This window comes from Clostridia bacterium (assembly GCA_036562685.1).
In the GTDB taxonomy this organism is placed as follows: domain Bacteria; phylum Bacillota; class Clostridia; order Christensenellales; family DUVY01; genus DUVY01.
This window is the reverse complement of the sequence record DATCJR010000206.1, coordinates 1-20,682: the sequence shown is the minus strand read 5'-3', so window position 1 is coordinate 20,682 and position 20,682 is coordinate 1. Positions and strand designations below refer to the sequence as shown.

General features: G+C 33.8%; 19 protein-coding genes. 3 read left to right on the top strand and 16 right to left on the bottom strand.

What is annotated here, in order from left to right:
* The coding region (locus VIL26_08835) for a flavin reductase (GenBank protein ID HEY8391030.1) at positions 1-295 on the bottom strand (295 nt) is incomplete at its 3' end.
* Between the two features lie 131 nt (positions 296-426).
* Between VIL26_08835 and VIL26_08830 the strand changes: the two genes are divergently transcribed.
* Entirely contained in the window at positions 427-588 is a 162-nt protein-coding gene (locus VIL26_08830) for a rubredoxin (GenBank protein ID HEY8391029.1), read from the top strand.
* 62 nt (positions 589-650) lie between these two features.
* On the opposite strand, the gene plsY is transcribed toward VIL26_08830, so the two are convergent.
* The 9 genes from plsY to VIL26_08785 form a co-directional block, all read right to left on the bottom strand.
* Positions 651-1,376, bottom strand: coding sequence for a glycerol-3-phosphate 1-O-acyltransferase PlsY (gene plsY, locus VIL26_08825; protein ID HEY8391028.1), 726 nt, complete (start codon positions 1,374-1,376; stop codon positions 651-653).
* 2 nt (positions 1,377-1,378) lie between these two features.
* Complete coding sequence (gene der / locus VIL26_08820; GenBank protein HEY8391027.1) at positions 1,379-2,698, bottom strand: ribosome biogenesis GTPase Der; 1,320 nt, start codon at positions 2,696-2,698, stop codon at positions 1,379-1,381.
* A gap of 181 nt (positions 2,699-2,879) precedes the next feature.
* A complete protein-coding gene (locus VIL26_08815; GenBank protein HEY8391026.1) occupies positions 2,880-3,656 on the bottom strand; it encodes a DUF1614 domain-containing protein in 777 nt (258 codons plus the stop codon).
* A 72-nt stretch (positions 3,657-3,728) separates the two neighbouring features.
* Positions 3,729-4,493 (bottom strand): peptidylprolyl isomerase, encoded by a 765-nt coding sequence (locus tag VIL26_08810; GenBank protein ID HEY8391025.1) that lies wholly within the window; start codon positions 4,491-4,493, stop codon positions 3,729-3,731.
* A 14-nt stretch (positions 4,494-4,507) separates the two neighbouring features.
* A complete protein-coding gene (gene mnmA / locus VIL26_08805; protein HEY8391024.1) occupies positions 4,508-5,575 on the bottom strand; it encodes a tRNA 2-thiouridine(34) synthase MnmA in 1,068 nt (355 codons plus the stop codon).
* Positions 5,576-6,112: a hypothetical protein gene (locus tag VIL26_08800; GenBank protein HEY8391023.1), complete on the bottom strand. Its 537-nt coding sequence runs from the start codon at positions 6,110-6,112 to the stop codon at positions 5,576-5,578.
* A gap of 130 nt (positions 6,113-6,242) precedes the next feature.
* A complete protein-coding gene (gap, locus tag VIL26_08795) occupies positions 6,243-7,262 on the bottom strand; it encodes a type I glyceraldehyde-3-phosphate dehydrogenase (GenBank protein ID HEY8391022.1) in 1,020 nt (339 codons plus the stop codon).
* 42 nt (positions 7,263-7,304) lie between these two features.
* Positions 7,305-8,420 carry an aminopeptidase gene (locus VIL26_08790; protein ID HEY8391021.1) on the bottom strand — a complete coding sequence of 372 codons (1,116 nt, stop codon included), beginning with the start codon at positions 8,418-8,420 and terminating at the stop codon, positions 7,305-7,307.
* A gap of 48 nt (positions 8,421-8,468) precedes the next feature.
* Positions 8,469-9,911: an MATE family efflux transporter gene (locus VIL26_08785; GenBank protein HEY8391020.1), complete on the bottom strand. Its 1,443-nt coding sequence runs from the start codon at positions 9,909-9,911 to the stop codon at positions 8,469-8,471.
* 230 nt (positions 9,912-10,141) lie between these two features.
* On the opposite strand from VIL26_08785, the gene fba reads away from it, so the two are divergent.
* Positions 10,142-11,077 (top strand): class II fructose-1,6-bisphosphate aldolase, encoded by a 936-nt coding sequence (fba, locus tag VIL26_08780; GenBank protein HEY8391019.1) that lies wholly within the window; start codon positions 10,142-10,144, stop codon positions 11,075-11,077.
* Positions 11,078-11,186: 109 nt separating this feature from the next.
* A complete protein-coding gene (carB, locus tag VIL26_08775; protein ID HEY8391018.1) occupies positions 11,187-14,393 on the top strand; it encodes a carbamoyl-phosphate synthase large subunit in 3,207 nt (1,068 codons plus the stop codon).
* A gap of 48 nt (positions 14,394-14,441) precedes the next feature.
* Here the strand turns inward: carB and dxs are convergent, their stop codons facing one another.
* The 6 genes from dxs to VIL26_08745 form a co-directional block, all read right to left on the bottom strand.
* Entirely contained in the window at positions 14,442-16,280 is a 1,839-nt protein-coding gene (gene dxs, locus VIL26_08770; GenBank protein HEY8391017.1) for a 1-deoxy-D-xylulose-5-phosphate synthase, read from the bottom strand.
* Positions 16,281-16,296: 16 nt separating this feature from the next.
* A complete protein-coding gene (locus VIL26_08765) occupies positions 16,297-16,929 on the bottom strand; it encodes a hypothetical protein (protein HEY8391016.1) in 633 nt (210 codons plus the stop codon).
* Positions 16,930-17,701: 772 nt separating this feature from the next.
* Positions 17,702-18,547 carry a polyprenyl synthetase family protein gene (locus VIL26_08760; protein ID HEY8391015.1) on the bottom strand — a complete coding sequence of 282 codons (846 nt, stop codon included), beginning with the start codon at positions 18,545-18,547 and terminating at the stop codon, positions 17,702-17,704.
* Positions 18,547-18,762 carry an exodeoxyribonuclease VII small subunit gene (gene xseB, locus VIL26_08755; GenBank protein HEY8391014.1) on the bottom strand — a complete coding sequence of 72 codons (216 nt, stop codon included), beginning with the start codon at positions 18,760-18,762 and terminating at the stop codon, positions 18,547-18,549. The genes VIL26_08760 and xseB overlap by 1 nt, the downstream gene beginning before the upstream one ends.
* The gene (gene xseA, locus VIL26_08750; GenBank protein HEY8391013.1) at positions 18,759-19,952 is read right to left on the bottom strand and encodes an exodeoxyribonuclease VII large subunit; all 1,194 of its coding nucleotides are present in this window, start codon (positions 19,950-19,952) and stop codon (positions 18,759-18,761) included. The genes xseB and xseA overlap by 4 nt, the downstream gene beginning before the upstream one ends.
* Positions 19,949-20,682: bifunctional 5,10-methylenetetrahydrofolate dehydrogenase/5,10-methenyltetrahydrofolate cyclohydrolase (locus VIL26_08745; protein ID HEY8391012.1), on the bottom strand; the 734-nt coding region annotated here is incomplete at its 5' end. The genes VIL26_08745 and xseA, both read right to left, overlap by 4 nt.

Genomic DNA, 20,682 nt, shown 5'->3' with positions numbered 1-20,682 from the left:
CTTTTGTTTTGTCTATATCCCTGCCCGATTTTGAGCCGCAGATATTGTAAACTTTTTTATCTGTCATAACATTAAGCGAAAAATAATCATTTTTCTCAACAAAATCTAAAGTATAGCGGGTCGGTCTTATAAAAATTGTTGCAATTTTTTTATTCCATAAAACGCCCATAGTACCCCAAGAAGCTGTCATCATATTGTGTTTATTTTTATCACCTGCTGCTATCAGCATCCAATCTTTTCCGATAAGTTCAAAAGGATTTTTATTTAATTTTTCAATATCAAATTCTTTTAACATCTGACACCTCCTGTTTTTTAATATTATAGCACACCAGCCTAAAATATACCAAAATTAGAATTTTTCGTTAATTAATATTGACAAAGTAATCTTTTTCAAATATTATTATAATAATAAATGGAGGTAAAAACATGAAAAAATATCAGTGCGTTTGTGGTTATATATATGATGAGGCTGTAGGTGATCCTGATAGCGGCATATTACCTGGAACTAAATTTGAGGATATTCCTGATGATTGGACCTGCCCTCAATGCGGTTTGGATAAATCAGCTTTTACATTAATTGAAGAATAAATGACGTAATTGAAAGAATAAAAAATAAAAGCGGTTTGTAAAAACCGCTTTTTTAATATTTATTATAAAAGTTTACCCTCTTTCTTTTTTTGAATCTGTCTTCTAATATTAATATCGCTTTCTGTTCCTTTAAAAAGTCTTACTATATTTGATCTATGAGCCCATAAAATCAAAATTAATATTCCCAATATCAAAACTATATCCCATATGCTGTCTTTATAAATAATCGCCAATACTATTTCAGTGATTGAAGCACCAAACAAAAAGATAAATGACGCCACTGAACCATATTTGCAAAAATACAAATAAAAGAATGCAACCCAAAAAGATATAAAAGCTATGATGGGATTAGCTACCAGAAATATACCCACGCTGCTAGCTACTCCCTTACCACCTTTAAACTTCTTAAACACCGGAAATACATGTCCAACTATTGCGCCAAAGCCGCCTATATAAATTCCAGCTTTTGTCCCTTGCGGTATATAAAAGCCAAGCCATGAAGGCGCAGATGGTAAAACACCGCCTAAAAGCTCGTTATCATATAACAAAAAATATCCGACAAGTGCAGGGATTGCACCTTTTAAAGCATCAAGAATCAAAGTCAAAACAGCGGTGCCTACGCCAAAATTTCTAAGCATATTCATTGTTCCGGGATTACCGCTGCCCAATGTTTTTATATCTACTCCTTTTAGACGAGATATTATAGATGCAAAATGAATTCCTCCCAAAAAATAGGAACAAACAAAAAGTATTGATATTTTTAAAAATAACTCTAAACCTGCTGACATAACTAAACCTCTCTGGTTTTGTTTTTTTGCTGGATTTTGATAGGTGTACCTGAAAAATCTATTGCATTTCTTATGCAGTTTTCAAGATAGCGCTCATATGAAAAATGCATTAATCTAAAGTCATTTACAAAAAAAACAAAAACTGGCGGAGCTACCTGAGTCTGAGTAGCGTAATAGATTTTTAGCTTTCTGCCGGCGCTAGACGGCGGTTCAACGGCTGCTATTGCGTTGCTTACAATATCATTCAAAACACCTGTAGGCAATCTTCTACGACTATTGTCATAAACTTTTTTAACCAATTCTAACAGCTTAGAAGTCCTAAGACCTGTTTTTGCTGAAATAAAAATTGACTGATAATAGCTCATAAATTTCAGCTTTTCATCAAGCTGATTTTTGTATTTTTCTATAGTAAACGAATTTTTTTCAACAATATCCCATTTGTTCATAACAATGACTGACGGCTTGCCTTCTTCATGAACATAACCCGCAATTCTTATGTCCTGTTCGGATATTTCTTCTTCTGAAGCGTCCATCACAATAAGCACTACATCTGCTCTTTCTATGGCTTTCATAGCTTGAATTGCACTTATTGCTTCAATAGCAGAATCAACTGACCTTCTTCGTCTTAATCCTGCAGTATCTATTATTACATAATCAACACCGTCTATTGTAATGGGTGTATCAATTGAATCTCGTGTAGTTCCTGCAATATCGCTTACAATAACTCTTTCTTCACCTAAAATTCTGTTTACCAAAGACGATTTGCCGGCGTTAGGCTTTCCTACAACGGCTATTTTAATTGCATCCTTATATTCGTCATCGTATTCGATTTTGGGAAAATAGCTTACAATTTTATCAAGAATATCTCCTATTCCCAAACCCTGTTCTGCGCTTATACCATAAGGTTCTGAAAAACCCAAAGCATAAAAATCATACAGTAATTCTGGATTATAAACATCCATTTTGTTAACAGCCAAAATGACTGGTTTGTTGACCAAACGCAGCATATCTGCAATGTCATAATCAGATGTAGTTATACCCTGCTTTAGATCAGTAAAAAATATTATAACATCAGCAGTAGCTATTGCAAGCTCAGCTTGTTTTCTTATATGCTGATGCATTTTATCTTCTGATGCTGGTTCAAGTCCGCCTGTATCTATAAGATTAAATTTATATCCGCACCATTCAGCATCAGATAAAATTCGATCTCTTGTTACTCCCGGAACATCTTGTACGATTGAAATTCGTCTGCCACTTACTTTATTAAAAAATGTAGATTTTCCTACATTAGGCTTTCCTACTATTGCTACTGTCGGTTTCATCTTAACTCCAAAATTTACTAATTGATATAATACCATATCAAAAACAAAAAGAAAATTATTTTTTAAATAACTGCAATCGATTATTAATTTTGTAATAATTTTGACAAAATCAAAAACAGCTGTTAATTAAAATAACAGCCGTTTTTGAAGGGGGGATATAATATTTGGGATATAGTCAATTTCAGTCATCTCTGAAGTAATCGTTATAATCTTCAGGATGTTCAGCTTCAGCCATGTTATTATAATGGCTATCTGAATAAGATTTTGTATTTTGGTATCCTCTATGTCTATCATAGTCATAGAACTCACCAGCTTCATAGCTGTATCTGTGTTTAGCTCTGGTTTCAGTAACCATTCTGTCTCTAATTTCTCCAATAGCTATTGCTAGTAACATCGCAGATACGGCTGCAATAATTAAGGTATCAAACATCGAGCCTATGCCAAGACCTAGTCTTGTATCTATTCCTCGTCCATAGTAATTAATCAAAAATCTGACGGTTTCGCCAATATAAATACCCATTATTGAAGAGAAAAAAGCACCTCTGCGGCTTCGTCCTATCAAATAGCTCAAAGCGCCAGCAGCTATACCTACTATTACAGCAGCTACAATCTGCATAGTCATTGTGTTTGTAGGAATTACCCAATACAAAAGTAAAACTACGCCAGCAGTAATAATCGTGGAAACCCACGCTCTAAGCATGTCTGATGTCCAGCCCATTGAAAACAACATATACAAACTAATAACTAAAGGTATTATAAATCCGCCTATATTAAACGAAAACACATTAGTTACTCTGATGTTTGGTATAAAATATCCTGCACCTATAGCTATTACTAATATAACGGCCCATAGTGTAGAAATTTTTAACTTGTCGAATAATCGTTGAGTGACACCGAACAGCATTAAAATTAGTAAAATACCTAGTAAAATTAATCCAATCGGAAAATAATTCGGCATACAGCACCTCCTAACTATAATTAAGAATGCGCTATTTTGCCGTTATTTATTCTAAAACATCAAAAAAAATTATTATACCAAAAAATAATCCTGATCCTTAGTCCATTCTTTTTTATAATCAAAGTTCTTCCAATAATCTTTTTCTGTCAAAATCTTTATGCCTGTTATTGATATATATTTTGAAGGCGTATTATTTCCATTATTAAAATCAGAAGTTTGATCCTCTAAAATTTGATTATATAATTGATCCAGATTGTCTTTGGTCCTTTGATCATAGGCATTTCCAAATACAACCCCAAATATACTGCTTGAATCACTTGTCATACTGCTTTCTTTAAGACATATCCTAAACTCAGAACTTGCTCTGCTATTGGAATTAGAAAGAGAAGTTGAAAGATAATATTTTTTAGTCAAATATGTATTTCCTAAAGAATTTGAATCTTTTTTTACACTAAATTTCATATCTTCTCTATCACTATATTTATCTTTTAAAGTCATACTTGCATTATAGTTTTTGCCACTTTCTATATAAAATCCGCCATCAGGAGTTTTTTTATAATTATGAATTATAGTTTGATTGTAGTACCCATTATTAGCTCTATAAACAAAATTGCCTACAGCCAAAGGCGCAGAATCTGCATATAATTCAAAATATAATTCCATTCCATTATTCAATGTAATCTTAGCGATAGGATCTGAAGAATAAGGAAATTGCTTTTTATTAAGTAAAACTATAGATACTGTTAATAATGCTGCAGCTGTTAATAAGGCCGTAATAATTATTATCCATCTTATTATGATATTTTTTTTGCTTATAGTGTTTTTTTGCTCGCTCATATTTAATGCATTCCCTATTTAATAACTTCTTCTATAACGCCGCCACCAAGGCAATGAACATCATCATAAAAAACTACATACTGCCCAGGAGTTACTGCACGTTGTTTTTCAAAAAAATCAATTCTATAGCCATTGTCAATTTTTTTGACACGTACTTTTTGTTCATCTTGTCTGTATCTAAACTTGGCATAACATTCAAATTCTTCAGCAGGCGCTTGAGGTATCCAATTGACGCTATATGTTATAAGTGCTTTAGAATATAGCAAAGATTCGTCTTGGCACGATACAATCAGATGATTGTTTTTCAAATCTTTATCTATTACAAACCATCTTCCATTAGAACCATGTATGCCCCCAATTCCAAGTCCCCGTCTTTGTCCAAGTGTATAATACATTAGACCGTCATGAGTTCCAATTTTATTGCCGTTTGTATCAATTATATCTCCAGGTTTTGCTGGAAGATAGTTTTTCAAAAATTCTTTAAATTTTCTCTCGCCAATAAAACATATTCCTGTTGAATCTTTTTTCATAGCAGTAGAAAGACCTAGTTTTTGTGCGATTTTTCTTACCTCTGGCTTAGTGATATTAGCAAGAGGAAAAATTACCTTGCTCAACTGATATTGTGATAACTGATTTAAAAAATATGTCTGGTCCTTGTTAGAATCTGCTGCTTTATCCAAATAAAATTTGCCTTCAATTTCGCTGACACCGCAATAATGCCCTGTGGCTATTTTTTGCGCGCCAAGACCCAAGGCATAATCCAAGAAAGGACCAAATTTTATTTCACGATTACATAAAACATCTGGATTAGGGGTTCTGCCTAAGCTATATTCCTTTAAAAAGTATGAAAAAACTCTGTCAAGATATTCTTTGGCAAAATTAACTGAATAATAAGGAATATCTAAAATGGCGCAAACTTTCTTAACATCTTCATAATCAGCTTCGCTTGAACAAACACCATCACTATCAGTTTCTTCCCAATTATACATAAAAAGTCCAGTTACTTCATGTCCCTGTTCTTTTAATAGATATGCTGCTACAGATGAATCTACTCCGCCACTAAGTCCAATTGAAATTTTCATCTATATTAACTCCGTATAAGAATAATTATCATCTGTTTGGAAATTATTATACTCTTTGAAGTATTTATTGCCGCGCAAATATAATACTATTCTAGAAATCGACATGGTGACTTCCCAAACATATAAAATGCCAACAATTATTAACAAATACCAAAAATGAAATTCTAGTAAAACAAAAAGAGAAATGGCGCTGATAACCATCATTATAAAACCATGTAATTTCTCTTTTTTGAATATTGCTGGAATTCCAATCATTCCAAAAAATAATGTCAAGACAATCTCTATAATCAATGCACTTAAAATAGTTCTTTTTTTATCGCTTTTAGTGATATTGCTTTTTTTCTCAAAACCTTGAGTAAAAGGTAAAAGATATTCAATATCCTGCTCTATTTCTTTAGAATCTAATTCTAATTCTTCTGAAAAATTAGCTTTATAATCTTGTTTAACAAAAAAATTAACCGAATTTTCGGCATCTTTTTTTCCTACATTCTTTGATTCATTTAGTTTTTCAACACCTAATTTTATATAATTTTTCATAATACTTTGCATTATTATATTTTATATATAAAAATAAGTCAATATTTTAAAGATTGACAATTTTTACTTAAAAACAAAAAAAGTGCCGCATAAGCGACACTTTTATTATCAATGTAATTTATGAGTTTAATTATTTTGCGTCAACTGAAGCAGCATAAGCAATCAAGTCAACGACTTTGTTTGAATAACCCCACTCATTATCATACCAAGCTACGAGCTTAACGAATTTGTCATTAAGCATAATGCCTGCTTTTGCATCAAAGATTGATGTATGAGGATCTCCGATAAAATCAGAAGATACAACATCGTCTTCAGTATAAGCCATAATGCCTTTCATTGTAGTTTCGCAAGCTTCTTTTATAACTTTGCAGATTTCTTCATAAGTTGTAGCAGTCTTCAAAGTGCAAGTAAGGTCAACTACTGATACATCCAAAGTAGGCACTCTGAATGACATACCAGTTAACTTACCATTAAGGCTAGGAATTACCTTGCCTACTGCCTTAGCAGCACCAGTAGATGAAGGAATTATGTTGCCGGCAGCAGCTCTGCCACCTCTCCAGTCCTTCTTAGAAGGTCCGTCAACAGTCTTTTGAGTAGCTGTTGTTGAGTGAACAGTAGTCATAAGTCCTTGTTCAAGTCCAAATTTATCATTTATAACCTTTGCCAAAGGAGCCAAGCAGTTTGTTGTGCAGCTTGCATTGCTGATAATTGTAAGATCCTTTGTATATGTGTCGTTGTTAACGCCCATAACAAACATAGGAGCATCTTTAGAAGGAGCAGTAATAACAACCTTCTTTGCCCCAGCTTTTAAGTGTGCACTTGCTGTTTCAATTGTTGTAAATACGCCTGTTGATTCAGCAATATATTCTGCGCCAACTTCAGCCCACTTTATATTTGCGGGATCTTTTTCAGCGAAGAAAGCAACTTCATTTCCATTAATAACAAGTTTATCACCTTTAACTTCTACACTGCCATTAAATCTTCCATGAATGGTATCATATTTGAACATATAAGCAGCATATTCCAAATCAAGGAAAGGGTCATTTACTGCAACTACTTGAACATCAGGATTGTTAAGTGATGCACGCAAAACAAGTCTGCCTATTCTGCCGAAGCCGTTAATACCGACTTTTGCAACATTTTTTGACATAAGTTAAAACCTCCGAATATATTTTAATTTTAATAAAAATTTTTATTTCAAATTTTCAGGATTGAGACATTCCAATTCTTTTATAACGAATCTTCCGTCTTTTCTTACAAGCTTTCCATCCATATAAATCTCGCCGCCACCATATTCAGGTGTCATAATCAGCACCAAATCCCAATGTACAGCTGATTTGTTGCCATTAAAAGCTTCGTCATAAGCAGCACCAGGAGTAAAGTGAATTGAGCCGGAAATCTTTTCGTCAAACAAAATGTCTCCCATAGGCTTTGTGATATAAGGATTGATACCAAATGAAAATTCACCAAAATATCTTGCGCCTTCATCAGTATCCAATACTTTATTAAGAGCTTCAGTATGGTTTGAAGTAGCTTCTACTATCTTACCATTTTTAACAACAAATCTTACATTTTCATGCTTCAATCCCTGATGCATTGAAGGTGCGTTATATTGAATTACACCGTTTACACTGTCTTTTATAGGTGCAGTATAAATTTCACCGTCAGGAATATTACGATCTCCTGAGCATTTTATAGCAGGAATTCCCTTTATTGAGAAAGAAATATCAGTAGTAGGTGTAACTAATCTAACAGTATCAGTTTTTTCCATATATGCCTTTAGATTATCCATAGCTCTATCCATTTTTGAATAATCTAAGTTGCATACTTTGAAATACAAATCTTCAAATTCATCTGTACTCATAGAAGATGCTTGTGCCATTGAAGGATTAGGATATCTCAAAATAACCCATTTTGTCTTGGCAACTCTGATTTCATGATGTACAGGGAAAGCATAATAAGTTGATTCTATGCCCATTTTTTCAGGGGGAACATCGGATAATTCAAAGGTATTGTTGGCACCTCTTATTCCAATATACGCATCCATATCGGACATAAGATTGCTAGCATATTTTGCATTCAAAATCATATGTTCTTTGCTTGTACCTAAGAGAAGTTCGCGTCTAACTCTTGTATCATACAAGCTTACAAAAGGAAAACCACCTACTTTGTAAACTTCTTTGATAATTTCGTTAACAAGCATATAATCAAGATCATATGCTTCGATGAATATCTTCTCGCCTTTTTGTAATTTGCAAGAATAATTGACCAAATTATATGCTAATTTTGATAATCTAGGATCAGTCATATTTTCATCTCCGTTCGTGAATTCATTAACATTATACACTAATTGCTATTATTTGCCAAACAAATTAACATTATCCAAAATCACTTTGTCAATCTTTTTATTAGTAGAATTACTTTGTATATTGGATAATTCTGTAATATTTTGCGTTTTACTTTTTCTTATTACAATATTGTGAACTATAATATAGTTTATTGTAAATGCAATTATTACAATAATATAAGATATCGGCCAAGATATATATAGAATTTTTATTAAATGAAATTTTCTAAATGCTGTAAAGATCCAAACTGCGCGTGTAACCAATATTCCCACAGCAGATATCAACGTAGGAATGATTGTATAGCCGTGTCCCCTTATTGCTCCAATAAATACGTTCATTATTCCGCACATAAAATATGTAGGCATTATCACCCATGCACGTACCCTGGCTGCTTCCATTACAGCAGGAGAATCAGTATATATTCTAAACAAATAATCACTAAATCCAAGACAAACAAAGCCCATTAATAATCCTATTACAGTAACAGCTATAATTGAATCATACAAAATTTTGTTAAGACGGTCATATTTTTTTGCACCATAATTTTGACCGGTAAAAGACATTGTCGCCTGAGAAACCGAATCCATTGATGTATAAACAAATCCTTCAACACTTCCAGAAACTGAGTTTCCAGCAACAACAACCGAACCAAAAGAGTTAACTCCTGATTGAATTATCATATTAGAAATAGAAAACAATGAGCTGTTAACAGCGGCCGGAAGCCCTATTCTTATCATATCAAAGAGTTCTTTTATATAAATTTTAAATTCTTTTATATCATATTTGTAGCATTCGTTTGTTCTCATGATACAAATAAGAATTAAAATCATAGAAAACGTTTCTGAAACAACGGTAGCTATTGCTACACCTGCAACATCCATTTTTAGATTGATTGTAAGAAATAGATTTAAAGCTACGTTAATTAAACCGCCTAAAAACAAGTAGTATAACGGCCTTTTGGTATCTCCAAACGCACGCAAAATAGATGCTGTATAGTTATAGACCATTAGAGCGGGCAACCCCAAAAAATAAATCTTTAAATAAGTTGATGCTTTTTTTATAATATTGTTTGGAGTTTTTAATAAATGCAAAATTGGAGTAGAAAAAATAAAGCCCAGAATCCCTACTGTAATGCCCAATATAAGGCTTATAATAATTGAAGTCTGCACTGTTTTATGAATTTTTTTATAATCTTTAGCTCCAAAAGCTGTTGAAACCACGACATTAGTTCCAACAGATAATCCCATAAAAATATTAACAAAAAAGTTTACAATGGTGGTAGTAGAGCCTATCGCTGCCAAAGAATCTTCCCCTGCAAATTTTCCGATAACAATTATATCGGCAGCATTAAATAAGAGTTGCAAAATGCCTGTCAGCATCAATGGTAAAGAAAACGCCAGTATTTTAGGAAAAATACTGCCGTTGCACATATCAATTTCATATTTTTTCATGATTTTTCGTAAACCAAACTTTAAGTTATAAAAATAGTTAGATTTTGAGATATTATATAACTACTAATTATTAAAGTAAATTAATTTTAAAGTAAAATATTTTACTAAAATTTTGAAATATTTTTTTAGGATAAAATATAAACAAAATAATTAGCGTATATTAAAAATGCTAGTCAAAAAAGAGTTATTGGTGTATAATTGTCAACGAAATAAATTACTGGGAGTTATAAATGCCATTAGTAAATACTAAGGAAATGTTATTAAATGCCTACAAGGGCGGATACGCCGTAGGTGCTTTTAATGTTAACAACATGGAAATAATTCAAGGTGTTGTTGCTGCTGCAATGGAAGAAAAAGCCCCCCTTATTTTACAAGTTTCAAGTGGCGCAAGAAAATATGCTAATCCTCTTTATCTTAAGGCTTTGGTTGACTGCGCTGTAAAAGAAAGCGGTTTGCCCATTGCTCTTCATCTTGACCATGGTGACAGCTATGAGTTGTGTGTTTCTGCAATCAATGATGGATTTACATCTGTTATGATTGATGCTTCTCATCATTCTTTTGAAGAAAACATAAAGGTAACTAAAAAAGTAGTTGAATACGCTCATGCAAGAAATGTTACTGTTGAAGCAGAACTTGGAAGACTTGCAGGTATTGAAGATGATATCAACGTAAGTGAAAAAGATTCAGCTTATACTGATCCTTCTCAAGTTGAAGAATTTGTAACTCGTACAGGTGTTGACTCTTTGGCAATTGCTATAGGTACAAGCCATGGCGCATTTAAGTTTAAGGGTGAACCTAAACTTAGATTTGATATTTTGGAAGAAGTTTCCAGAAGATTGCCTGAATTCCCTATCGTTTTACATGGTGCTAGCTCAGTTTTACCTGAATATGTAGATATTATTCAAAAGAACGGCGGATCCATGGAAGGTGCAAGAGGAATACCTGAAGAAATGTTAAGAAAAGCTGCTAGCATGGCAGTTTGCAAGATTAATATTGACAGCGATTTGAGAATGGCTTTTACAGCTGCTATTAGAAAGCACTTCAATGACAACCCTTCACATTTTGATCCTCGTCAATATCTATCACCCGCACGTGAAGCAATAAAACAGTTGGTAAAACATAAAATAATTTCCGTGCTTGGATGCAATAATAAAGTTCAGATTTAATAAGTGGTAATCATTAAATGATTACCCTTTTTTTAGGCTTAATATAATTTTTTTTGCCCTTTTGGCATTAAAGGTTTATTACGCCCAAACAAAAAAAGGAAGGTAATATATGCCAAAAAATCCATCAATAAAAAAAGTACTCGTAATTGGTTCAGGACCTATCATAATTGGGCAAGCTGCCGAATTTGACTATGCAGGAACGCAAGCATGCCGCGCCTTAAAAGAAGAAGGCCTTGAGGTCGTTCTAATCAACTCCAATCCTGCAACCATAATGACCGATAAACATATCGCTGACAAAGTATATATCGAACCTTTGACTGCTGACTTTGTAAAGCAAATAGTAAGAAAAGAAAGACCTGACAGTGTGCTCCCCTCTTTGGGCGGTCAAACAGGTCTTAATCTTGCTATGGAATTGGCAGATCAAGGATTTTGGGCTCAAGAAAATGTTAAGCTCTTGGGCACCAATGTATCAGCCATAAAAATGGCCGAAGATAGACAAGAGTTTAAAAATACAATGCTCAAAATTGGAGAGCCTTGTATTGCAAGCAAGGTAGTAACTGATGTTGATGACGCCTTGGAATTTGCAGAGACAATAGGCTATCCTGTAATCGTAAGACCAGCTTATACACTTGGCGGTACAGGCGGCGGAAAAGCTATAAACAGACAGGAACTAGCTGAAATTGCAGCCAACGGTCTAAGACTTTCTCGTGTTCATCAAGTACTAATTGAAAAAGATATTACAGGCTGGAAAGAAATAGAATACGAAGTAATGCGTGACGCAAAGGGTAATGTTGTTACTATATGTAATATGGAAAACATAGACCCCGTCGGCGTTCATACAGGTGACAGCATAGTAGTAGCACCTTGCCAAACTTTGTCCGACAAAGAAGTACAGATGTTAAGAACAGCTGCATTGAAGATTATTACTGCATTGGGAATCGAAGGCGGATGCAACGTTCAATTTGCACTTCATCCTACCAGTTTTGAATATGCTGTTATTGAAGTAAACCCTAGAGTTTCACGTTCTTCTGCTCTAGCATCCAAAGCAACAGGATACCCTATTGCAAAAGTTGCATCAAAGATAGCTATTGGTTATGGCCTTGATGAAATTAAAAATGCAGTTACACATTCAACTTATGCTTGCTTTGAACCTGTTTTGGACTACTGCGTAGTAAAAATTCCTAAATGGCCGTTTGATAAATTTATTCATGCTAATCGTACTTTGGGTACCCAAATGAAAGCTACTGGCGAAGTAATGGCAATAAGCTCAACATTTGAAAGTGCGCTAATGAAAGCTGTACGTTCTTTGGAGTTAAGATTGTATCATTTACAGTTGCCCAAATTAATCAAATGCACTGATGAAGAGATACATCAAAAACTGCATGAAGTTACTGATGAAAGAATTTATGTAGTCGCAGAAGCTCTTAGAAGAAATATAAGTATTGATGAGATTTATAACATAACCAAAATCGATAAGTTCTTCTTAAATAAAATAAATAATCTCATCATTTGGGAAAACAAATTAAAAGGTCTGACACTTGATCAATTAGATTGCGATACACTTAAACGTTCAAAACAATATGGCTTTACAGATAAACTTATAGCTGAATTTGTTAATGCGAAAAAAGAAGATATCACCAAACTTCGCAAACAATATAACATCAATCCCGCATTCAAGCTGGTTGATACTTGCGCTGCGGAATTCGATGCAAAAACCCCTTATTATTATTCAACATACGATACTGAAAACGAATCAATCCCTTCCAAAAAGAAAAAGGTTTTGGTTTTGGGTTCTGGTCCTATAAGAATTGGTCAAGGTATTGAATTTGACTATTGTTCTGTACATTGTGTTTGGGCATTGAAAGAAGCTGGCTTTGAAACAATTATCGCTAATAGCAACCCTGAAACTGTTTCAACAGACTTTGATACTTCAGATAAGCTATATTTTGAACCTCTTACACCTGAAGATATTGAAGCAATCGTAGAAAATGAAAAGCCTTATGCTGCTATGGTTCAATTCGGCGGTCAAACAGCTATAAAACTAACTCAAACTTTGGTTGAATTAGGTGTTCCGATTATGGGAACAAGCGCACAAAGTATTGATGCAGCCGAAGACAGAGAAAAATTTGATGAAATATTGGAATCTTGCAACATCCCCCGTCCTAAGGGTTTGGCTGTGTTTAGTAAGGCAAAAGCTGTTGCTGCCGCTAATTCTTTGGGCTACCCTGTATTGGTAAGACCCAGCTATGTATTAGGCGGACAAGGAATGCAGATATGCTATAACGAAAGCGATGTAAAAGAATACATGCAGATTATCAATACCGTAAAACAAGAACATCCGGTTTTGATAGACAAGTATTTAATGGGCAGAGAATTGGAAGTGGATGCAATTTGTGACGGCGAAGATATACTAATACCTGGTATTATGGAACATCTTGAACGCGCAGGTGTTCATAGCGGAGATAGTATTTCGGTATATCCTACACAGACTATTCCTGCCAAAATAAAGCAAAAAATTGTTGACTATACTTACAAATTGTCAATGGCGCTAAAGGTAGTAGGTCTTGTAAACATTCAATTTGTTTATTATGATAATGAATTGTATGTAATTGAAGTTAACCCCCGTTCTTCAAGAACAATTCCTTATATATCAAAAGTAACCAATGTCCCTGCTGTTGATCTTGCTACAGCTTGTTCAATCGGCAAGAAACTCAAAGACTTGGGTTATGGAACAGGACTTTATCCCGAAAGCGCTTATTGTGCGGTAAAAGTACCTGTATTCTCTTTTGATAAGTTAAGAGGAGTAGAAGTTAGCTTAGGACCAGAAATGAAATCTACTGGTGAGGTTTTGGGAATTGATAAACATTTTGGTCAAGCTCTATACAAAGGTCTATTGGCTTCAGGAATAAAAGCACCAAATGGCGGCGGTGTATTATTAACTGTTAATAATGAAGACAAGGAAGAAATAGTTCCTATAGCTGAAGAATTAAGAAAACTAGGCTTTATTCTCTATGCAACCAAAGGTACTTCTAAGAAATTAAATGAAAACGGCATTCCTACTATAACGGTTGATAAAATTGGCGAAGGACCTTTTGATATATTCACTCTATTAGGAACAGGAAAAATAAGTCTTTTGGTCAACACTCCTCATCGCAATCGTAAAAACGAAAGCGATGGACTCAAAATAAGACGCCGTTGTGTCGAATTATCAATTTCATGTCTTACCTGTCTAGACACCGTAAATGCACTTATCTATGCACTAAAAATCAATAAACGCGAACCTGATCTGTCTATTATAGATATAACACAGATATAAAAATAAAATATTAAAAGGCTATACAAAAATGTATAGCCTTTTTAATAATTAACCTATAAAGTCTAATAATTCTTTAGAAATCTTTTCAGCTGTAAAACCAAGTGCCTTATAAACTTCTTCTATCGTACCTAATATTGCAACCTTTTTAGGCATAGCATAATGCTTAATTTTGAATTTTTTATTTTTTTCAACAAGATAATTTGCTATACTTGCACCCAATCCGCCTTGCAAAATATTATCTTCCATTGTAATTATATAAGATTCATCTGATAAATTATCCAAAAAAGCATAGTCAAGCGGTTTTATAAAACGTGCATTAATAATATTTAAATTTATATTTTTATTTTCAAGTTCTTTTGCAATTTCTAGGCTTAGCTTTAGCATCTGTCCGCCAGTGGCAATTACAAAAATATTGGACTTTGATGATTGAATATATTCCCATTTTCCGTATTCTATTGGAGTATGAATATCGATATTTATCACGCTATCTTTGGGATATCTAATAGCCAAAGGCGCTTTAAAATCCACCGACCATTCAAGAATCATTTCTAATTCTTTTATATCTTTGGGTGAAGTAATAGTCATATCAGGCATTATGGATAAATATGAAAGGTCGTATATGCCTTGATGAGTAACACCGTCTGCTCCTACTATTCCTGCACGATCCAAACAAAATGTAACCGGCAGTTTCATAAGACACACGTCATGTAAAATCTGGTCAAAGCTACGCTGTAAAAATGTTGAATAAATAGCTACATAAGGTTTCAACCCTGAAGCAGCAAGTCCTGCAGCCATCGTTACAGCATGCTCTTCACAAATTGCAACATCAAAAAATCTATCAGGATGATTTTTTTGAAAAATTTCAAGTCCTGTTCCTTCTGCCATTGCTGCAGTAATAGCAGTTATAGATTGATTTTGAGAAGCCAGTCTGCTGAGCGTCTTGCCAAAAGCTTTTGAAAATGAATGACCATTGCTTAAGTTATGCGCCGAACTCAAACCATGGTATTCGACTGGATTTTTTTCTGCACACGGCAAGCCCTTGCCTTTTTGAGTGATAATATGTAATAATACAGGTTCGTCTATTTCTTTTGAATGATTTAAAAATTCAATTATGCTTTCCAAATCATGACCATCAATCGGTCCTATATATTTTAAACCAAATTGCTCAAACATTTTGCCGTTAATTAAAGCAAATTTCAAATTATCCCTTGCTCTGTTTAACATCCTTCCTAACGGCTTGCCCACTATCGGCAGTTGATTTATTATTTTAAGAGTTTTTAATTTTAAAGAAGCATAATTTTTGCTAAGACGAACTCGTGACAAATACTTATTAAGACCACCTACATTTGGCGATATCGACATATTATTATCGTTAAGAATAATAATCATTTTTGTTTTTGAAGCGCCCAAATCATTAAGTGCTTCAAAAGCCATTCCTCCTGTCATTGCACCATCGCCAATTATTGAAATGACATTATAATTTTCATGTTTGATATCTCGTCCGCGCGCAATTCCAAGCCCTGCAGAAATAGATGTGCTGGCATGACCTGTATTAAAAATATCATATTCGCTTTCATCACGATTAGGAAAACCGCTAAGTCCCTGATACGAACGAATCGTGTTTAGTCGGTCTTTTCGTCCTGACAAGATTTTATGAATATATGCCTGATGCCCTACATCCCAAATAAATTTATCATAGGGAGGGTTGAAAACATAATATAAAGCAAGAGTTAATTCCACTACGCCAAGATTAGATGCAAGATGTCCACCTGTAACGGTAATAGTGTCAATCAAACATTTTCGTATTTCTTCGCTTAATAGTTTTAATTCATATATATCAAGTGATTTTATATCTTGAGGCCCATTTATTCTATCCAAAATTGGCATAAGTATTTCACCAGCATTACTTATTGCGTGAGAAAATCGACAAAATTTTTCCTACGCCCGTTACTATTTCTACACTCTTAGAAACTGCAATCTTTTTAAAAACAGCTTTAAAACCTACTGTTACTGCCGCTAAAACAGCCGTTATCGCTATAGAGATCACACTAGATAAAAAATTATTAGAATTAGCTGTAACAACTAAAATCAAAGTTGCAGATGCAGCACCACTAATAATGTTGCAGATATCACCTATAATATCCGAACAAATACTCCCTACAATATCGCTGTTTTTAATAAGTTTTAGGCAGACTTTTGCACCTTTTACCTTTCTAGCTGCCATCGAGTAAAACGGTTTTGGCTCACACGATGCTACCGCCATGCCTACCATATCAAATATAACGCCTACTACTATGAGCACTACTATTACAATAATAATTATCGTAATTTTAGTATCAGTCATAATTGCAGACGATATTATATTAAATAAAACCGAAAGAAAGATTGTTATAAAAAATGCCTTTAACGGCCATAATTTAGAACTTGATTTCGGTTTTTCTTTTTTCTTTTTTTGATTTTGATCTTTTTGATCCTGATGTTCTTGTTCTAAATGGTTATTAGTATTATTAGAATTATCGCTATCGCCTTCTTCCACAGCAAAAAAATCCTTCTTGATTAGTATTACTATTTGGACGGCGAATTATATGAAAATATTAAAATAAACATTCTCATATACTTCGCCGTCCAATAAAAATAGCTTATAGAGGTAACATATTAAGTAAACCTTGCGACATAAGGTTCAGTAGGATTTCCCTATGCAGTACCTCCCGTTGCCGAAGAGGCAGTTTACTTTTAAACCGCATATTCCGTTGTTGCCAATCGGAAAACTGAATCGCCTATTAGTTCACACTATAATCCCTAATATGTCTAAGAATAACAGCCTAGAAGCTTTCCTTCAACATTCCCTATCAATCTTATCCTCTTTTGCATCACAAGTTTCATAAGGCGATCGCTTGATAAAGTTGGCCAGCTTATACCAAACGTAGTTCCTTAATCCGCCCGCAACACTCAAGGCAGGCTACACTGTACACAGCATTTCTACCGCATAGCAGGTTTAATTCACAAAAAGTAGTAAAACTAAATTTTACAACCTAATGTGACCTCAACGGAATATTGGGTCAGTTTCCATATGCCGTTATGGATTGCCCATTATCCCTTCTTCCAGCAACAGCCCCTGTTTGGGCAACAAAAGCCATCACAAGAAGCTTCATCGATATGCCGCTGACGAAATTTTAACCTCGTCTTCGATTGACAGTTCCTGACTAGGATACTGCACCTCTAAAACCTATAATAATTATATCATATAAATGGCATAAATTCAATAAATGCCTTTTTACATTATATTAACATTATATAGAAAAATCAAATTAAAACATCTCAGGACCAAATTTGGATATCATCTGTAATAAATGCGGGTATTTGTTTTCTAATCCATCTAATGCTTTTTTTGATTTTTCCTTGTATTTTTGAGCTTCTTTTAATGAATTTTCAAGTCCAAAAACCTTAGGATAGGTATATTTATTTTGATCTGTCTGATAATCGCTTATATCGTCATACACCTGAAAACACATCCCCATGTTGCATGCAAATTCATCTAGTTTTGACAGTTCTTTTTCATCAACATTAGCTATTATTGCGCCAGCATTAACAGCCGCCCTAATTAAAGCTGCTGTTTTATTAAGATGCACTTGAAAGATATATTCTTTTTCATCCTGATATTGAGATTTTACCAAGCTCAAATCAAGAACTTGACCTTTTATCATACCCTTATGCCCTGCAAAATCTGCTATTATTTTGGCTGCTTTTCTTGATTGATTATCTAATGCGGCATCAAAAAGCACTTCATAAGCGAAATTGAGCAATGCATCACCGCTTAATACTGCAAGTGCCTCGCCGTATTTTGCGTGAACACTCAAAAAACCTCGTCTATAAGTATCATTATCCATGCTAGGCAAATCATCATGAATAAGAGAATAAGTGTGAATGCATTCTAAAGCAACAGCTAGATTATAAATACTTTGGCAGTTCGCACCTGCTGATAAAGCCGTTTTTATCAATAATAAAGGACGAACTCGCTTACCGCCAATATCTATAAGGCTGTAACCAACTACTTTTTTAAATTCTCCATCTTCAAAATGCTCATCAAAATATTGCTTGAGATATTTTTCAAAATCTCTAAGATCTTTTTCAAATCCGTCCCAAAAAACAACCATTAATTCTCTTCTCCAAAAGGCTTTTCGATAAGCTGAGTAAACTCTTTTTTTATTAAAGTGATTTTACCTTTTGCTTCTTCCAAGGAATTAAGACAAAATCTTGTTAATTCCAAACCTTTTTGATAAAGTTCAATGCCTTCATCTAATTGGGTATTTTTGTTTTCAAGCTTATCTATTATTTCATTTAATTGATCAATTGCTTCTTCAAATTTCATAATGTTGCCTCATCAGTTTTATATTTTTGCGGTGTATCTGAAATATTTGCTGTCGTCTTGCCGTCAGCAAAAAACAAATTAATATTGTCGCCTTTATTTATATCTTGTATTGAATTAATGCTTTTATTATCTTTGTAAACCTTGGCATAGCCTAAAGATAATATCTTTTTTGGATCATTAGCTTTTAACCTTAAAATATTTTGATTGAGTTCATTATATTTGTCGTTAAAAAATGATATATTTTGTAACTTGTTGGCTTTAGACAAAATCTTATCTCTGCCCAAATAAAGTTTATTTTGAATCGCCGAACTCAAATTATATATTGAATATTTCAATTCTGATGTATTATAATCAAATAATTCATTGATATATTTATTCAAATATTTGACATCGTTTTTTAGATCATATACTATTTCCTGAACATTTTTGGTCAAGATTTCAGCAGCTGCACTTGGAGTAGGCATTCTCAAGTCTGCTGCAAAGTCACACAATGTATAGTCTATTTCATGCCCTACAGCTGAAACGATAAACTTTTTACATTCGGCAACACTTCGTGCAACTTCTTCCGTATTAAACGCAGATAAGTCCTCAAAAGATCCTCCGCCTCTTGTAACCAAAATACAATCAACTTCAGGATATTCATCAAGCTCTTTTATTGCTTGAGATATTTCAATTTCGGCACCTATTCCTTGTACTTTAACAGGATATAAGGCAATATTTACGCTTTTATCGCGCCTTCTTACCACACTGATAATATCATATATTGCAGCACCGTCAGCACTTGTTACAACTCCTATTTTCTTAATTGATCTTGGCATGGGAATTTTTCTATCAAATAAGCCTTCACTTTGAAGCTTGTTCTTTAGTTGAAGTAGTTTTAAATACTCTTCTCCTTCTCCGCATGGCTCAATAGACGATGCAATAAAATTTAGTTTTCCGCCTTTGACATAATATGAAGGAGAACCTTTGCAATTAACTTTATCTCCCTCTTTAATAAAATAATCAGAGGTATATTCAAAAAATACACAAGAAATTTGAGCTTGATCGTCTTTAAGAGTAAAATAAGCGTTTCTACCGGTTATTTTAAAATTAGTGATTTCTCCGCAAATTGTGATATTTTTTAATAGCTCTTCGCTGTCAATCACATTTTTTATATATGAACTTAATTGAAAAACAGAATATGTTCTCATGCTTTTATAAGCTTCTTGGCGGCAATTAAAGTATTCTTTAAAAGCATAGCAATAGTCATTGGTCCTACACCGCCAGGAACAGGAGTTATTGCCTTAACGACTTTGGATACTCCATCAAACTGTACATCGCCTTTTAGACCATCATCAGTTCTATGAATTCCGACATCAATTACTACAGCTCCTTTTTTTACCATTGAAGGAGATATGAGTTCCTGCTTACCTGCAGCAACAATCAAAATATCTGCAGTTGATGTTATTTCACCTAGATCTTGAGTCTTACTGTGAGCTATTGTCACGGTTGCGTTTTCTCTTAGCATCAATAAAGCCGTAGGTTTTCCTACAATATTGCTTCTGCCTACAATCACAGCTTTTTTACCGCAAATTTCTATATTACTTCTTTTTAAGATTTCTATTATTCCAGAAGGGGTGCATGGAGCAAGTACATCTTTTTCGCCCATAAACAATTTTCCCAAATTAACCGCACAAAAACCGTCAACATCCTTTTCAGGATTGATTGCAGCAATTATCTTTTTTTCGTTAATATGTGAGGGCAAAGGAAGCTGTACTAAAATTCCATGAATATTAGAATCATTATTGAGTGCTTCTATTAATTGCAGGATTTCGTTTTCTTCAGTTGTTTCTTGCAAATAATAAGCATAGGACTTTATCCCTGTTTCATTGCATGCTTTTATTTTATTCCTGACATAAATTTTGCTGGCTTCATTATCAC

What these genes read in the sequence shown, in the direction of transcription:
- VIL26_08830 (HEY8391029.1), top strand. Translation starts at nt 427, where the DNA reads ATGAAAAAATATCAGTGCGTTTGTGGTTATATATATGATGAGGCTGTA.
- plsY (HEY8391028.1), bottom strand. Translation starts at nt 1,376, where the DNA reads ATGTCAGCAGGTTTAGAGTTATTTTTAAAAATATCAATACTTTTTGTT.
- der (HEY8391027.1), bottom strand. Translation starts at nt 2,698, where the DNA reads ATGAAACCGACAGTAGCAATAGTAGGAAAGCCTAATGTAGGAAAATCT.
- VIL26_08815 (HEY8391026.1), bottom strand. Translation starts at nt 3,656, where the DNA reads ATGCCGAATTATTTTCCGATTGGATTAATTTTACTAGGTATTTTACTA.
- VIL26_08810 (HEY8391025.1), bottom strand. Translation starts at nt 4,493, where the DNA reads ATGAGCGAGCAAAAAAACACTATAAGCAAAAAAAATATCATAATAAGA.
- mnmA (HEY8391024.1), bottom strand. Translation starts at nt 5,575, where the DNA reads ATGAAAATTTCAATTGGACTTAGTGGCGGAGTAGATTCATCTGTAGCA.
- VIL26_08800 (HEY8391023.1), bottom strand. Translation starts at nt 6,112, where the DNA reads ATGAAAAATTATATAAAATTAGGTGTTGAAAAACTAAATGAATCAAAG.
- gap (HEY8391022.1), bottom strand. Translation starts at nt 7,262, where the DNA reads ATGTCAAAAAATGTTGCAAAAGTCGGTATTAACGGCTTCGGCAGAATA.
- VIL26_08790 (HEY8391021.1), bottom strand. Translation starts at nt 8,420, where the DNA reads ATGACTGATCCTAGATTATCAAAATTAGCATATAATTTGGTCAATTAT.
- VIL26_08785 (HEY8391020.1), bottom strand. Translation starts at nt 9,911, where the DNA reads ATGAAAAAATATGAAATTGATATGTGCAACGGCAGTATTTTTCCTAAA.
- fba (HEY8391019.1), top strand. Translation starts at nt 10,142, where the DNA reads ATGCCATTAGTAAATACTAAGGAAATGTTATTAAATGCCTACAAGGGC.
- carB (HEY8391018.1), top strand. Translation starts at nt 11,187, where the DNA reads ATGCCAAAAAATCCATCAATAAAAAAAGTACTCGTAATTGGTTCAGGA.
- dxs (HEY8391017.1), bottom strand. Translation starts at nt 16,280, where the DNA reads ATGCCAATTTTGGATAGAATAAATGGGCCTCAAGATATAAAATCACTT.
- VIL26_08760 (HEY8391015.1), bottom strand. Translation starts at nt 18,547, where the DNA reads ATGGTTGTTTTTTGGGACGGATTTGAAAAAGATCTTAGAGATTTTGAA.
- xseB (HEY8391014.1), bottom strand. Translation starts at nt 18,762, where the DNA reads ATGAAATTTGAAGAAGCAATTGATCAATTAAATGAAATAATAGATAAG.
- xseA (HEY8391013.1), bottom strand. Translation starts at nt 19,952, where the DNA reads ATGAGAACATATTCTGTTTTTCAATTAAGTTCATATATAAAAAATGTG.